Origin of the sequence: Psychrobacter sp. W2-37-MNA-CIBAN-0211 (assembly GCF_040309405.1) — a bacterium.
Lineage (GTDB): Bacteria > Pseudomonadota > Gammaproteobacteria > Pseudomonadales > Moraxellaceae > Psychrobacter > Psychrobacter glaciei.
The window spans coordinates 12,844-29,613 of record NZ_JBEOOU010000012.1 but is presented as its reverse complement, the minus strand read 5'-3'; the positions used below and the strand labels follow the sequence as shown (position 1 = coordinate 29,613).

The 16,770-nt window shown below is 44.6% G+C and carries 9 protein-coding genes; 3 read left to right on the top strand and 6 right to left on the bottom strand.

Annotated features, from left to right (window positions below):
* Positions 1-245 precede the first annotated feature (245 nt).
* The gene (gene secA, locus AAEY72_RS10940; protein ID WP_194620756.1) at positions 246-3,047 is read left to right on the top strand and encodes a preprotein translocase subunit SecA; all 2,802 of its coding nucleotides are present in this window, start codon (positions 246-248) and stop codon (positions 3,045-3,047) included.
* Positions 3,048-3,289: 242 nt separating this feature from the next.
* On the top strand, positions 3,290-3,823 hold the full coding sequence (locus AAEY72_RS10935) for a hypothetical protein (RefSeq protein WP_352310541.1): 534 nt from the start codon (positions 3,290-3,292) through the stop codon (positions 3,821-3,823).
* A gap of 302 nt (positions 3,824-4,125) precedes the next feature.
* Here the strand turns inward: AAEY72_RS10935 and AAEY72_RS10930 are convergent, their stop codons facing one another.
* The 5 genes from AAEY72_RS10930 to AAEY72_RS10910 all read right to left on the bottom strand — a co-directional run bounded on the left by AAEY72_RS10930 (position 4,126) and on the right by AAEY72_RS10910 (position 10,477).
* Positions 4,126-4,785, bottom strand: coding sequence for a YsnF/AvaK domain-containing protein (locus AAEY72_RS10930; protein WP_352310540.1), 660 nt, complete (start codon positions 4,783-4,785; stop codon positions 4,126-4,128).
* 361 nt (positions 4,786-5,146) lie between these two features.
* On the bottom strand, positions 5,147-5,995 hold the full coding sequence (locus AAEY72_RS10925; protein ID WP_189582981.1) for a DUF2382 domain-containing protein: 849 nt from the start codon (positions 5,993-5,995) through the stop codon (positions 5,147-5,149).
* Positions 5,996-6,565: 570 nt separating this feature from the next.
* A complete protein-coding gene (locus AAEY72_RS10920) occupies positions 6,566-7,747 on the bottom strand; it encodes a thiolase family protein (protein WP_194620760.1) in 1,182 nt (393 codons plus the stop codon).
* A gap of 251 nt (positions 7,748-7,998) precedes the next feature.
* Positions 7,999-9,357 carry a homoserine dehydrogenase gene (locus AAEY72_RS10915; RefSeq protein WP_189582975.1) on the bottom strand — a complete coding sequence of 453 codons (1,359 nt, stop codon included), beginning with the start codon at positions 9,355-9,357 and terminating at the stop codon, positions 7,999-8,001.
* Between the two features lie 265 nt (positions 9,358-9,622).
* The gene (locus tag AAEY72_RS10910; RefSeq protein WP_194620761.1) at positions 9,623-10,477 is read right to left on the bottom strand and encodes a DsbC family protein; all 855 of its coding nucleotides are present in this window, start codon (positions 10,475-10,477) and stop codon (positions 9,623-9,625) included.
* 389 nt (positions 10,478-10,866) lie between these two features.
* Between AAEY72_RS10910 and AAEY72_RS10905 the strand changes: the two genes are divergently transcribed.
* Complete coding sequence (locus AAEY72_RS10905; RefSeq protein ID WP_201592642.1) at positions 10,867-11,796, top strand: DUF808 domain-containing protein; 930 nt, start codon at positions 10,867-10,869, stop codon at positions 11,794-11,796.
* 164 nt (positions 11,797-11,960) lie between these two features.
* Here AAEY72_RS10905 and AAEY72_RS10900 read toward each other — a convergent pair whose 3' ends face one another.
* Positions 11,961-16,283 carry an Rne/Rng family ribonuclease gene (locus AAEY72_RS10900; protein ID WP_352310539.1) on the bottom strand — a complete coding sequence of 1,441 codons (4,323 nt, stop codon included), beginning with the start codon at positions 16,281-16,283 and terminating at the stop codon, positions 11,961-11,963.
* Positions 16,284-16,770: the final 487 nt, after the last annotated feature.

Sequence of the window (16,770 nt, the reverse complement as noted above, 5' to 3'; positions counted from 1 at the left end):
AGCAAATATCTGCTCGTTGCCCTTGTATCCATCAGCGTCATAACCATATATAATGACGGCACACTTAGTTGGGCGATACTTCATTAGGCGACATGTTATCAGGCAGTATCTTATTCATGAGTGCTTTGTTAATCAGTGCTTTGTTAAGCGTTACTTAGTCGGGCGATGACAAGGATGACAAGGCAGCACACTAAACCTTAGCTAATGCGCACTAATTATCGAATATTTCCATAGGTCAAAAAATTATGTTATCAAAGATTATAGGCAGTGTCGTTGGCACCAAAAACGACCGCGAACTAAAGCGCATGCGCAAAGTGGTCAGCAAGATCAACGCACGAGAAGCTGAAATACAAGCCCTGTCTGATGAGCAATTACAGCAAAAAACCGAAGAGTTTAAAGCCCGCCATCAAAAAGGCGAGAGCTTAGATGCATTGTTACCAGAAGCGTTTGCCGTCTGCCGTGAAGCGTCACTACGGGTCAATGGCATGCGTCACTACGATGTGCAGCTGATCGGTGGTATCACCTTGCACGAAGGCAAAATCGCTGAGATGAAAACCGGTGAGGGTAAAACCTTAATGGGTACCTTAGCCATGTATCTAAATGGCATCAGCGGTAAAGGCGTGCATCTGGTCACGGTCAACGATTATTTAGCAGCGCGTGATGCTGAATTGAACCGTCCATTATTTAGCTTTTTGGGCATGACAGTTGGGGTCATTTATTCGCAGCAACCACCACAAGAAAAGATTGATGCTTATCAAGCCGATATCACTTACGGTACCAATAACGAATACGGCTTTGATTATCTACGCGATAACATGGTGTTTAGTTTAGGCGAGAAAAAGCAACGCTCATTAAACTTCTGTATTATTGATGAAATTGATTCTATCTTAATTGATGAAGCTCGTACGCCGCTGATTATCTCGGGTCAAGCCGAAGATTCTTCACGTATGTACGCGTTGATTAATACCATTATTCCTGTGCTAATCCGTTCAAAGGACGAAGAAGCCAACAAGAACAACGAAGAAGAAGATTTTTGGATTGATGAAAAGAACCGTCAGATTGAGATTAGCGAAAAAGGCTATGAAAAAATTGAGCGCTTCTTAATCGAAGTGGGCGAGCTTGGCGAAAACGAAAGTTTATATAGCCCAAGCCGTTTGCCATTGTTGGCTCACGTACAAGCTGCCATTCGTGCTCATCATGTGTTTGTCAAAAACGTTCATTACATCGTTGATGAAGGCGAAGTGGTCATCGTTGATGAAAATACTGGTCGTACCATGCCCGGTCGTCGCTGGTCAGAAGGTCTGCATCAAGCGGTAGAAGCCAAGGAAAATGCTGAAATTCAAGCAGAAAACCAAACGCTGGCAACAACGACATTCCAGAATTACTTCCGTCTGTATGAAAAATTATCTGGTATGACGGGTACGGCTGATACTGAAGCGGCAGAATTTAAGTCAACCTATGACTTAGATGTCATCGTTATCCCAACGCACGAGCCAATTGCGCGTATCGATATGGATGACCAGATTTTCTTAACCAAGTTAGGCAAATACAAAGGCATCATCCGCGAAATCAAAGAAATTCAAGCCAAAGGTGCGCCAGTCTTGGTGGGTACGGCGACGATTGAAGCCAGTGAAGAATTGTCTTATTTGCTCGATGAAGAAGGCGTCAAGCACAACGTTCTAAACGCCAAGCAGCATGAGCGTGAAGCAGAAATTATCGCGCAAGCGGGTAGCCCAACATCTGTCACGATTGCCACCAACATGGCGGGTCGTGGTACAGATATTATTCTTGGTGGTAACTGGCAGTCGTTTATCGAAGACATTGACTCTGTCAGCCCAGAAGAGATGAAGCGCCTCAAAGCGGAATGGCAAGTTAGGCATGACCAAGTCGTTGCCGCGGGTGGTTTGCATATCATTGGTTCTGAGCGTCATGAATCGCGCCGTATTGATAATCAGCTACGTGGTCGTGCTGGTCGTCAAGGTGACCCTGGTATGTCACGTTTCTTTTTATCGCTCGAAGATGACTTGATGCGTATCTTCGCAGGCGATCGTGTCGTGAATATGATGCGTGCCATGGGTCTCAAAGAAGACGAAGCCATTGAGCATAAAATGGTCTCAAAATCGATTGAAAACGCCCAAGGCAAAGTAGAAAGCCGCGATTTTGATGCGCGTAAAAACTTGCTCAAATATGATGATGTTGCCAATGAGCAGCGTAAAGTCATCTACGGTCAGCGCGATGATTTGTTAGCAGATATGGATTTGTTAGAAGCCATTGAAATCATGCATCATGAAGTCTATAACGCCATGATCAGCCAATTTATTCCGCCAGGCTCTATCGATGACCAATGGAATGTTGACAGTCTAGAAGATGAGCTTGAAGATGAGTTTAAGATATCAATGCCGATTAATGATTGGCTAGATGAAGATCGCCGCCTGGATGAAGAAGGGCTACGCGCCAAAATCATTCAGACAGCACTGGATCATTATCATGGTCGCCGTGAGCAGATGGGAGAAAAGGATGCTGCCCAGCTTGAGCGTCACTTTATGCTTCAGAGCCTAGATAAACATTGGAAAGAACATCTGACGCAAATGGATCAGCTGCGTAAAGGCATTCATCTGCGTGGTTATGCGCAAAAAAACCCTGAGCAAGAATATAAGCGTGAATCATTTGAGTTGTTCCAAATGATGCTAGGGGCGATTAAATCAGAGACCGTACAAGATTTATCACGTGTGCATATTCCAACCAAAGAAGAGTTAGAAGCATTAGAGATTCAGCAGCGTGAGAATGCTGCGCATATGCGCATGCAATTCGAGCATGATGATGTGGATAATTTGGATAGTAGCTCAAACAGTCCAGCTGGTCAACCGCAATCACAGAACCGGAGCACTGGTGGCGGTGTTGCGGCAGCTGGCATGAGTGCTGCTGTGGCTGGCAATGGTGGTCATGCTAATGAACCCAACCCTTACGCTGGTATGAACATCAGCCGTAATGCACCTTGTCCTTGTGGTTCAGGACTTAAGTATAAACAGTGCCATGGCAAAATCTAGTCATTAGTTGTCATAACCTCGTGCTTATAGACTGATAAATCAATAAGAAAGCCCTTATCTAATTCAGATAGGGGCTTTCTTATATTCGTTAGAGCGTCTTTTTATGGTTAAACTGTATTTTATGGTCGGAGCATGCTCTTATGAAATGCCCAAACACTTTGTATTGATTACTTACAAATTCAGCATAGGCGTGAATTTATGGACACGCTATAGTGTTTAGCATATCTATTTGGGAGAGTATTATGAGTTTAGAACGATTAAAACAGTTGCGTACCTCTGTTGCGATGACAGCTTTATTGGCTGGCGCGCTAACCGTTAGTGCCTGTCAGCAAAAGCAAGAGCCTGAACAAAGCCTAGAAGACGATATAAGTGCGGAACAATCTGTGCCTATGTCTGCTGACCCTGCCGAACCTAATGATGTGATCGTCGCTCCTACAGATGCGTCAGCCAGTCAGGTCGAGAACGATACGGTTGCCTCAGTGAATGGTGGTGTGACACAAATAAATTATTTGTGTGCCCCTGAACTACAAGTTGAAGCGACTTATAAAGACGCTGATAACCAAGTGGTCCTTGCTACCGCTCAAGGAACAGCAACCTTGATGAAAACCAATGATGCCAGCAATCCTGAAGTATTTGAGGCCGCGACTGGTATGGATGGGAAAGCAGGTTTTGTTCAGTGGCGTGTGGCACATGAAGCGCGCGAAACCGGTGTGATGCGAACAGCAGGTGCAGATGCCGCTAATGTGAGCACTTATGAATGTAAAAAAACATCATAATAATACCAAATCCAAAAAGCAAAATGAGGACACGCCCTAGCTTCGTCAAACTCGTCTAGTCTACAGTAAGTAGTACTTTCATTCGTTTTCCTTGCTATAGTCAGTCCTTTATAAATCAGATACGGTGTCAGGCTCGCTTAGTCTACTATTTGTAGTACTTTCACTTGCCTTCCTTGTATCCAAATTATATTGAACCGACTATACTTTTATTTTTGTGAATGCTATCAGTAAGCTATCAAGAAAAAAGCAACGTTGTCGTTGCTTTTTTTATATCTGATTTTTGAGTTATTCACAAAGGCCATCTATTTTTTATGAGTAGGTGTGCGCTCATGCTCCAAAAATCCTTCCTCTGTTACCTCTAGCTCTTCATGCTTGAGCTCGACTTCAATACGGTCAGTATGCGTATGCGTGCTTTTGTTGACGTCAACTTCTTGAATGACATAGGTATCTTTGGTGATGGTCGCCACTTGACGCGATAAGACGATTTCTACGGACTCATCACCGATTTCAACTTGCTTATCATTGATAGTAATAACTGCTCTGCTGTCAAGTGATGGCTCAACATGGCGCAGTATGTCTTTATCATCGTAATTACCCGACAGTAAATCCTGACTTTCAGCATCATGATACTCAGTACGGACGGTAATATATTCTTCTACTAACTCAATCGGCACTTGAATAGTCTTGGTTCGAGAGTGCTTAGTGACAGTTACCTTGCCTACATCTAAGCGTTCTTTGTTGATGACAGGGCGTTCTTCTAGTAATTCTAAACGCCCGCCATTTCCTCTCTGGTTCAAAGCAGTAAGCGGATCTTTGTCATGATTGGGCGCAGTAAGTTCATTTTCACCACTTTGTTTAGTCTCAACACCATGATCAGCAATAGGCGTATTTGTGTCAGTTGCTAGCGTTTCCTCAGTATTCACTGGTTGGTTTAAACGGTTATTATCATTATTAGCTGTCATTTTAGTCTTCCTTGTTATTAGTAAATAGATTCCAAAAATACATTGTTGAAGGTTTTTTATTATAAAGTATCAATTTTACCAATGACGGTTAACGTCATCATATCGTCGATTTATTTCAAAAAACAGTGCTGGTGGGATAAGTTTATCGAAATCTTTGGAATGAAAAGCACACAGCAAGCGAGAAAATTTGTACCAACTTATGACACATGCCAAGCTATAAAAAATACCCTCCAACATAAAAAAAGACCAGAGACGAGCTCTGGCCTTTCTAAGCTAAGTAAAATACTCAGCTGCTAGTAACGGTCACTTGCTGCTTGTTTGCTTATCTAATTTGCAACAACCAGCGACTGTTTTTAGCATATTACATGCCACGAGCGCGGCGTACATCTTCAGCGGTGATACCGTCGCGGTCAACAATATTGCCTTCACGGTCAACCACATTACCATCACGATCAATGTCTAACTCTTCACGTTGAATGGTATCAACGATGGTTTCAGTATGACGTTCAGTCGTCTTACCGACGTTTACTTCTTCTGAAACATAGGTTTCTTTGCCGACGCGAGCGCGTTCTGCTGATAGCTCTACTTCGATACTTTCATTACCATTCACGTCACCGATATGACGATCCGTAGGGCGGTCGACATTGGTACGTTCGATATTAGCGTGTTCTTCTTCTAGCTCAACATCGACGTTGCGTTCTTCAGTAACGACATGCTTACCAACTTTTACCAGACCAGCGACGATACGGTCTTTGTTAACAGTCAGACGCTCTTCTAGCAGCTCTAGCGTGTTTGGCGCTTCGTAGTTATGCTCAGCAATTTCCATACGCTCTTCTGTTGGTACGCTGTCAGCAACGAATGATTGACGATCTTTTTCATATTGCTCTTTATAACTATACTGATAGTCGTGATCGTAGACGTCCATTGCTTCTACTTGTGCTTGCGTTAAGCTATCAAAGAATACGTCATCACCAACGATACGTGCTAAACCTGCTGGCACTAATACTTCTTTTGAGCTAAACCAACCACCTGCATCAACGATTAAATAACGAATGCGGCCAGTCGTATCTTCTACTAGAGCGCCTTCAATTTTACCGATTTTTTCTTCATTGACGCCATAAGCTACTTTGCCTGTTGGGTCATAATAGTCATCACCAATAAGATCACGGTGGGTAGCTTGAATATCTTTTAAACGAATTAGTTGGCTCATTATTGTCTTCCTTTTATATGAGTAAATGATTAACGGTTCTGTCATAAAGCTAAATTTTTTAAAACAATCATTATTTTTATGGAGCTTTTATTGCTTTCCTAAAATCAAGTACTGTAGCTAGCGTTGTTAAATAGCTTCTACATCAACTTGTAATTATCATAACATCATGATTTCAGATGAGATACATGAGCAAGGTAGCAAAGTGTGCGCTTGAAGTAATTGCATGTAATAGGCTGTAAAAGACAGGATAAATATATATTTTTGAGTTAAGGATTTCTTACTGTAAAGAACATTATTCATCTATAGTCGCTACTAAATAAAATGGATACACGACATTATGATGCGTGATTGGTACAAATTTTTCTTGCTTGCTGTACCTACGCAGACAGAGGCTACAAAAAATTTATATCCGTCACGCTGTCTCTTTTTTATATTGACCTGACTATATTAAGAACTTTTATGCATAAAAAAACCGCAGAGCAATTAGCAGTGCGGTTTTTGAGTAAGACATACATACAAGATCAGATCGTGCGTTCTATTTAAAAAACGACGTTCCAGTACGGTTGATGCTTATGGCAATTCGATAGCAACCGCTACCGCTTCACCGCCACCGATACATAGCGTAGCAACGCCTTTTTTACCGCCAGTACGTTTTAGAGAGTTGATAAGCGTTATTAGGATGCGCGCACCTGAACAGCCCACTGGGTGACCAAGGGCACAAGCGCCGCCTTCGACGTTTACTTTAGCATGGTCGATTTTTAGCTCGTCCATAGCAGCCATCGTGACCATCGCAAAGGCTTCGTTGATTTCCCATAGGTCGACATCTGCCACTGACCAGCCAGCACCCGTCAATACTTTTTCGATTGCACCGATCGGTGCGATGGTGAATTCGCTTGGATGACGCGAGTTTGAAGCAGTCGCCACGATACGCGCTTGATAATCAAGACCTTCGGCCTTCGCTTGTGACTCTTTCATGACTACGACAGCAGCAGCACCATCTGAGATTGAGCTAGCATTAGCGGCAGTAATCGTACCGTCTTTCGCAAATGCTGGACGCAAGGTCGGGATGCGATCAGCGTTTGCAAGTGCTGGTTGCTCATCAGTGTCGACCGTTTGCTCGCCTTTGCGGGTTTCAAAGGTAACAGGCGTGATCTCGTCTGAGAAGTGACCATCTTTGATAGCTGTTAGGGCACGATTTAGAGATTCGATAGCAAACGCATCCATCTGCTCACGGGTATAGCCTTTTTCAATGGCCATTTCTTGAGCAAACATACCCATTAGTTTACCAGTTTCAGCGTCTTCTAGACCGTCTAAGAACATGTGATCTTTGACTTCTTTGTGACCCATACGGTAGCCGCCACGTGACCCTGGCATGAGATAAGGTGCGTTGGTCATTGACTCCATGCCGCCAGCAACCGCGACATTAAAGCTACCAGCTTTGATACCATCATGTGCTTGCATGACTGCTTTTAGACCTGAACCACAAAGCTTGTTTATGGTGACAGCACCAGTCGCATCAGACAACCCTGCTTTACGCATGGCCTGACGGGCAGGGCCTTGACCCAAACCAGCGGTCAAGATACAGCCCATAATTACTTCATCAATATTATCCGGACTAACACCAGAGCGCTCAACAGCGGCTTTGATCGCTGTTGCACCTAAGTCGGTCGCACTCACGTCTTTTAGAGCGCCTTGGAAGCCACCCATTGGGGTACGTGCGCCGTTTAAAATTACAATTGCATCATTTGACATTGTTATTCTTCCTTTCCATTTGTTTTGACAAAAATATTGTGATTAATTAATAATATGATTACTTCTAGATTTTATTCAAGGTTATAGCCCATGCTTAGCAATATCGTTATTGTTCTTTGTATCAATACTTCTAAGGTGCTAATCACTTAAAGGCCTCAATGATTGAAGGCTCTAGCATTCAAAATGAGGACATATCCTAGTTATGAAAGCACCCATTATTAACCATTAATCATCGGTTCCAAACTTCTGACCTAAGCAAGCTCATCCAAACGAATACGAACGACTTTATCGGTAATCGTGTCTAGCTTTTCGATTTTTTCGATGGCCAGATTCATTTGACTCTCAACCACTGGCAGCGTCAATATAATGACAGGTACTTGACCCAATTTATGAGCAGGCTTTTGCAAAATCGCGTCAATGTTGATACCAGCATCGCTTAGGATGCGAGTAATATCTGCTAACACGCCTGGACTGTCATAAGCATGGACGCGTAAATAGTAGCCTGTGATCATCTGCTCAGCACGTAATATCGGCGTGTCTGACAGCTGTTCAGGAATAAACGCAAGATGCGGCACATGATGACCGTGGTTGTTTTGATTGCTGTTGCCTTGATCGTCACAGTCAGTATTGCCTAGGACACGGACCAAGTCCATAACGTCAGCCATCACCGCAGAGGCAGTTGCACCAGCGCCTGCACCATCACCGCAATACAGAGTCTGTCCAAGTGGGTGTGAGTTGACCAGTACCGCATTTTTTACGCCATTGACGTTAGCAAGTAATGCGTCTTGTGGAATAAGTGTCGGGTGTACGCGCAATTCAACACCAGCATCATCAGCATTGCCTTGGCCATCACGGCGTACGGCAAATCCTAAATGCTTGATACGGTAGCCAAGCTCTTCGGCATAGTTGACATCTTGCAGAGTAATACCAGTGATACCTTCACAGTAGACTTTGTCAAACTGTAGGGGAATGCCAAAGGCAATAGAGGCGAGTAGGGCCAATTTGTGCGCCGCATCAATGCCCTCGACATCGAAAGTGGGATCTGCTTCTGCGTAACCCAGCTCTTGCGCTTCACTTAGTACGTCGGCAAACGGACGACCTTTATCACGCATTTCGGTCATGATAAAGTTACCAGTACCGTTGATGATACCTGCGAGCCAATCAATTTTATTGGCAGCAAGCGCCTCACGCATCACCTTAATAATCGGAATACCGCCTGCCACCGCCGCTTCATAAGCGACGTGGACGTTGTTGGCCTCAGCGAAAGCGAAGATCTCATTGCCATGCTCAGCCAATAATGCTTTGTTTGCGGTCACGACATGCTTGCCATTTTTGATAGCATGCATGATGACGTCTTTGGCTAGGGTAGTGCCACCAATCACTTCGATAACGATATCGACATTGTCGCTTGCCGCAATTGCCATCAAGTCACTGTTTTGCATGATATTTGAATCAATATCATCACGCTGACGACGCGTACCCACTTCGGTGATTATAATGTCGCGTCCGCTACGGCGTTTTAGCTCATCTAAATTGTCGTTGATTAGATTGATCACGCCTGTTCCGACGGTGCCCAGACCAAGTATCGCTAGTTTGATGGAATTACTCACAGTATCCTCAAGAGGTTAAATATAATGACGCGAGTATAACGCTGTGGCAATGTCAAATGAGCTTGCGGTACTAAACGTACAGTCTGTGCGCATTATCTAGTGCTGCCGGTTTAACTGCTTCATTATAGTTGAATAAAAAATGCTCAAATAAAAATGGGATTGCTAATATTGCATCGCGCTTTATCGTATCATACCGACAAGCGCTTGTGACGTCTACTCAATGTCGCTGGGGTCAACAATATCAAAGATATCATATGGCGATCGATTAAATAGCACCGACTGCTTGGGCCAATTCTGCGGCTGGTAGATAACCACCCACTTGCTCTCCTGCTTCAGTGAAGATAGCAGGTGTACCACGTACCCCAAGCCTTGACCCTAAAGCCATATGCGCTTGTACAGGGTTGGCACAGCTAGGCGCTTGTACATTGGCGCCCATTTTTGCCTGATTCATGGCAGCTTTGCGATCCTGACTACACCAAATAGCTTCCATTTTTGGCACTGACTCTTGACCGCGTGGCCATGCCAAATAACGCACTTCGATACCGCGCGCATTGATATCATCCATCTCTGAGTGTAGTTTGCGACAGTAGCCACAGTCTGCATCGGTAAAGGCATAAACAACGGCTTTGGTCGTGCCTTTTGCTGGATAAATCACCATCTCTTTTTTATCGACGGCTTTTAGCGCTTCTTGCGCGGTACTAGCGACTAGTGCCGCACTGATATCAACTGGAGCTGCGTCACCCACAGCGATAATCTGACCCTGAATAATGTGTTTACCAGATTTATCAGTAAAGAAAGCAGGCAGTCCTTCAGCAGTCACCCAGTAAATACCATCCATATCTGTCGGTACAGCTGAGACGATTTTTTCTTCAATCCCAGAAGCGTTTAAGTTGGCCTGAAGCGCTGTAACCACAGCGGCATCATTACCGGTAGCGGTATTGCTCGTTTTGGCTTGAGCACTGTTGACCACGCTGGCATTACTATTGGTGGCATCCGCGCTATTGTTTGAGCAGCCGGCTGCGACGATGACTAATAAGGCACCTATGATGACCCGAGACAAAGGGTTGCGTGAAAATTTATCAGCAGTTGGCATGGCTTTAGAAAAAGGAGAGAAGGACATAGGGTGTTTCCTTTAGGCAGTCACGCCTAATCAAGGGTTCATAATAAAAGGATTTTTTGTATTCTCTGACCCATCCATCATGACGAGTAAGTCGCATGATAAGAAGGGCAACGTTGACTGGTTTTATAGCATGTATTGATCATAAAGGATAAGTAATAATATAGGTTATATTAACATATTTTTTTTAATAATCTCTAAAGGCTGTTTTTTATGCCACTCGTAAATACAATGCATCGATAGCGGCTAGGCCTTGCAAAATAAAATACATTTGTACTATTTAATATCGCCTCATGTCTAGGTAATCTATTGCTTATAATCACTTTTATGACAATATTAACGTCATTTTGCAACATTTACTAATTTAAGCGAATTCACGCTAAGGAACGCGTATGGCAGGTGCAAGTTTATTAACCCTACTTGATGATATCAGTGTAATACTCGATGACGTTTCGGTCATGACCAAAGTGGCCGCAAAAAAAACCGCTGGTGTGCTAGGTGATGACTTAGCCCTTAACGCTGAGCAAGTAACAGGTGTCAAAGCCAGTCGCGAGCTCCCCGTGGTTTGGGCGGTCGCCAAAGGCTCATTCATCAATAAGCTCATCCTAGTACCTGCGGCGTTATTAATCAGTACTATCTATCCACCTTTGGTCACGTTTTTGCTCATGTGCGGTGGTCTATTCTTGGCTTATGAAGGTGCTGAAAAAGTCATCCATAAGTTTTGGCCGCATATTTTACCGCACGACGAGGAGCAAAATGCGCGTCGGCAAGCCAATGCAGATGAAACCGTCGATCTAGTCGCTTTTGAGAAAGGAAAAATCAAAGGTGCTATCCGCACGGATTTTATCCTGTCTGCTGAGATTATTGTCATTGCCTTAGGCTCAGCCGCAGGGGCAAGCTTGCTAGAAAAAAGCTTGGTACTCTCCATTATTGCGATAGCGATTACCGTTGGGGTGTATGGTTTGGTGGCTGGGATTGTCAGAATGGATGATGTTGGTCTGCATCTGATGAAGCAATCGGGCAATATTAAGCAGAAGGTGGGCGCATTTTTAGTATCGGCGGCACCTAAGCTGATGAAATTTTTATCTATCGCTGGGACGTTGGCTATGTTCTTGGTCGGTGGTGGTATTTTGGTACACGGTATCGACTTTTTACATCATGGCGTCGAAAACTTGGCGCATTTGACTGGAATGTTTGAAAGTGTGACAACGACGCTGTTAAATGGCCTAGTTGGCTTAGTAGTAGGGGTGGTCATGGTCGCGATTATTACGATCATTGGCAAAATACGCGGTAAGGATAAAGACGCATCTTCTGCGCATTAAAGGTGTTGCACTGAATATGATTGGTATAGCTTGCCCACTATAAAATCACTACAGCGTCAACCTCGCTGATCATACTAATGTATAGCTTGCTCCAAGCAGTATCTAACATAAAAAAGCCCCAAAGTTGCTGACAACTTTGGGGCTTTTACGTTGAAGCTCTACGATTAGCTTTCGCTGTCTGACTCATCAGACTCTAGCTTTTCAGCTTGCGTCGGCTTTTTATGGTCAGTCTTTGGCTTACGACTGCGTGCTTTTGGTACTTTGGGCGTGGTTAAATTAAACATGCCAGTTTGTGGCAGTAGTTGCTCTGCTACATTCTCAATCATGTTTTTATAACTGGCTATCGTCGTTTTTGACTTGGCCGCCTGAATTTCTTCTTTCGTTGATTGCTCTACTATAGGCTGCTCAGTTTGCTCAAGTTCAGCCTCAGCACTACCTTTCACCTCAGTACCTTTCACCTCAACCTCTTCAAAATCATTGCTCTTGGTGTCAGGACTTTCAACGCTTGTTTCCTTTAACGCTTGTTCTGCCTCTAGCAGTTGCTCGCTATCAGCGCTAACATCATCTGCTTGCGTTTGATTGGCTAAGGCTGTCGCTTCTACTTTGTGCGCATCAACGTCATTACTGATTTGCTCAGACTCAGTGACTGGCTCGCTAGCAGAAACGGTTGGCTCCGCTGCTTGCTCATCAGGGATAGTGAGTACAGCTGGTTCCTGATAATCAGGATGTTGACCGCGTGGATCGTTGCTGGCACGTTTGCCAATAGCGCGTGGCTCAACGGCTGTTTTGCCTTGTGCCGCTGCAAACTGACTGACCGCTTGCGTCATTGCTTCAAAGCGGGCAAGGTAATCCGCTGCTAAAGGCTGATAGCCGTAGTTGCTAAAGTCAAAGCGACGAGTGGCAAAGTCATTGTCGTCGCCTTTGTTTTCGCTTGAATCGCCTTGAACGTTAGTGCCATTGCCAGCCGTTTGAGCTTTCTGCGTATGCGCTTCAATAGCAGCAATAAAGCAGCTAATGACGCCATCACTTTTTAAACGACTTTCTGCATCCGTTAATGCCTTACGAACAAAATCACCAACCGAACCACGAATGGTTGGTGCGCTTGCTACTGCTTGCTCAGTTGCTTGAGGCTGCTCAGCAGATTGCGCTTGCTGACTACGAACGACACGCGGGTCATTGCTCGCTTGCCCGAACTTCTTAGCTGTCACGTAGCGTTTGGCAAACAATGCGTCATGTGTCAGCTCAAGTGCTGAGTTACTAGGGCTGCTAGTATCCGTCGCGGCCGTAGTCGCGTTGTCATCGTTAGTTTTTTGCACGCTTGGTGCTGCTGCTACGTTAGCTGCTTCAGTAGTTACTGGCTTCTGATCATCAGCTTGACTTTCACTACTGCCTTTAGACGCTGCTTGCTCATCTACCGACGCTGTTTTGTCATCGACTTTACGGTCGTCTGTAGGTGCAGCCTGTTGCACCGGATCTGCCATAGTGCTCACTTCTGCATCAGTGCTTTCGGCAGTATTTGCTTGTGTACTGCTTTTTTGCGTATCACTAACAGGCTCATTGTCCTGTTGAGCGTTATCTTTTATATCAGTGATTTTTTCTTCAGAGCTTTTTACCTGAGTACTTTTTTGACTAGTACCGTGTTCATTAGTGCCATGCTTGTCAGTACTTTTCACGGCACTGTTTTGCTGGTTAGTACTCTCTTTAGCAGCGTTCTGCTGAGTTGCACTGTCTTCTCTACGTTCTTTTGTAGCCTCATCTTTCGTAGTGTCACGCGCCGAGTTTGGTTTTTCAGCAGATTGATGAGTGACTTGTGTAGGCTTACTATCATCCAGAGATAAGTGAACCACTTCTGGTTTCTTAAGCTCATTGGTTGCTTCATTGACCTGTAGCACCACTTCGTTAGGATCTTGATTACGGCGTGTGCTCGCTTGATTTTTGTTAGCACTGGTAGTCGTTTTCTGAGTATTTTGTTTAGCATTATCAGCTGTTAACGTCTCGCCGCGCTCAAGCTTGCCGCGTGAACTACGCTGAGTGTTTGACTTACGCTTAGAGCGGGTTTGCTCATCTGCCGTGTTGCTGTCTTTTTGCTCAGCATCGTCGCGGTTGCTATCGCTATGCCCGTTGTTATTGCTATTACGGCTGTTGTCTTGACGATTATTGCGGTTGCGATCACTCGTGCGTCTATTATCCTGCTGACGTTTGTCTTGGGTGTCAGCTGATTTGTCATCAGTGCTATTGGCGGCGCTGCTATCGGCACTACTGTTGGCTACGTTATCACTGCTTGTGTCGTCACGCGGCTCTTTTCTTTGATGCGGCTTAGAAGATCTCGATTTGCGTGGCTTACGTCTTCTTCTATCCTCAGCACTGTTGTCGTCAGTATCACCGTCCGTGTTGCGACGTGCTTGTTGACGGTTAGCATTATTATTCGATGCTTGGTTGTCACTTTTTTGACTATTGTCTTGCTGAGTCGTTTGCGATGGACTCTGAGCATTGCCGGTCAGCGCACTGCTATCCACTTGTCCAAAAGAGCCTAAGCTTTGCGCACCATTATTCACCAGCGCTTCGATGGCTTCAGCCGCATCACGACTACTGATACTATTGGTTGTTTGTGCCTGCGGGGCTTGCGCAAATAGATTGGACAACCAAGCAACAGCTTGTGGTTGGGCAGTCGTCGTGACGCTAGGAGACGGAGTCGTTATAGCAGCGGCAGGTGCTGCAACAGCGACGTTCGCCGCTTTATTATCTTGTGGTGCGTGCGTCGATGAAGCGTTATTAGTGCTCGTATTATTACGGCGGTCATTGCTATGATTGACAGTGCTGCTCTGCTGCTCAGCAGTATTCTGTGGTGCAGTAGTTGCAGGGCTAGTTGCTTGGTTCGTAGCGCTGCTATCTCTTGTTTGACGAGGCTGGCGGGTAGGCTGCTGTTCGGGACGTTCCTTTTCAGCCGTTTGCCAATCAACATTATAGCCAAGATCACTGTGTTCTTGGGCAGTATCAGTGATACGCTCGTAGCTTGAAGGGGCAAAACCGTCACGGTTGAAGTGCAGTTTAAAGTTTGGCGATTCTAAATGTGCGTGTGGCAAGATGGTGATACGCGTACCACTGTCTTGCTCAAGATACACTAAGGCATCACGTTTTTCATTCAATAAAAATGCTGCGATATCAGTCGGTACTTCGGCTTGCACTTCACCTTGACGCTCTTTTAGCGCAATTTGTTCGATCTGACGCATAATCGATAGTGACAACGAGCGCAAGTCACGAATCATGCCATTGCCATGACAGCGTGGGCAGATATAACCGGTCGACTCTTCTAATGACGGACGCAGACGCTGACGGCTCATTTCCATCAAACCAAACTTAGAAATATCGCCAAATTGAACACGGGCACGGTCATATTTGGTGGCATCAACCAGACGTTTTTCAACTTCTTTTTGGTGCTTATTATCGTTCATGTCGATGAAGTCAATGACAATCAAGCCGCCCATATCACGCAAGCGCAGTTGACGGGCAATCTCGTCTGCTGCTTCTAAATTGGTATGGTAAGCGGTCTCGGCGACATCTGAGCCTTTAGTAGATTTGGCAGAGTTGATATCGATAGAGACCAATGCTTCAGTTTGGTCAATAACGATCGAACCACCTGATGGCAGACGCACTTCGCGCTGATAAGCCGTTTCGATTTGTTTTTCGATATTAAATCGCGAAAACATCGGCTCGTAATCAGTGTATTTGCGCAGTTTTTCTGCTTGTTTTGGCATGACCGCATCGATAAAACCTGCCGCTTCGATATAAGCATTTTCGTTATCGATCCAAATCTCAGCAATGTCATCACGCAAATAATCACGCACGGCACGAGTAACAACGCCCGCTTCTTGATGTACCAAGCGCGGTGATGGATATTTTTGATTTTGTTCTTGGATGGCTTGCCAGATATTGAGCAGATGGTTTAAATCATGTTGCAAATCTTCTTGGGTTTTGCCAATACCAGCAGTGCGAATAATGACACTCATGCCTTTCGGCAAATCAAGACTGCCCAGCATGCGCTTCATATCTTCGCGCAATTTGCCCGAGATTTGACGCGAGATACCGCCACCACGAGGGTTGTTTGGCATTAATACCAGATAACGTCCGGCTAATGATACGTAAGTCGATAGGGCAGCGCCTTTATTGCCGCGCTCTTCTTTCTCGACTTGGACGATCAGCTCATCGCCTTCTTTGATCAATTTTTTGATGTTTTCGTCACGAGGATTGCCGCTTAGATATTCAGCAGAAATCTCACGAATCGGCAAAAAGCCTTGGCGCTGTGAGCCATATTCGACAAACACGGCTTCAAGCGATGGCTCGACACGGGTGACGTGGCCTTTATAAATGTTAGATTTTTTTTGTTCGCGGGTACGGTTTTCTAAATCGAAATCGTAAAGATGGTTGCCTTTACATAAGGCGACACGAATTTCTTCGTTTTGAGTGGCGTTGATCAGAATACGTTTCATACTATTATCCTATGAGTACACAGGACAACGACAAGAAGAGCTATTATATTGAAAAACTCTGAATGATAAACTTTTACGTTAAATGACTTTTATAGCAAGCCACATTCACGATGTATTCAGACTGCCAATTGGACAGCGATCAATATAAAAATAACCAAAGCAAGAAGGTAGTAGTATCAAGTGACGCTAATATTGATATCAGCTAAAAATACCAGATGTGAGAGGAGCGTCGTGCTCAGATAAAGTTGGATAAATAAAAGGGAGCATTAAAAGGCGCTCATAAAAAACTTACCTGTTAACTCACAATGAATTGACTACGTTTGAGCGTACCAGACAGATGGTTCTAAGTAGCTACTAATACAGGGTGTAAGGCTGTAAGGTTATCTACTGTTAACGTTTTAGTGGCTTGCAATGATTGCCGCTAAAGTCTTAACACCGAATGCCAATCGTTTTGTATCGATTTAGAGGCTTGGCTATTAACATCCTT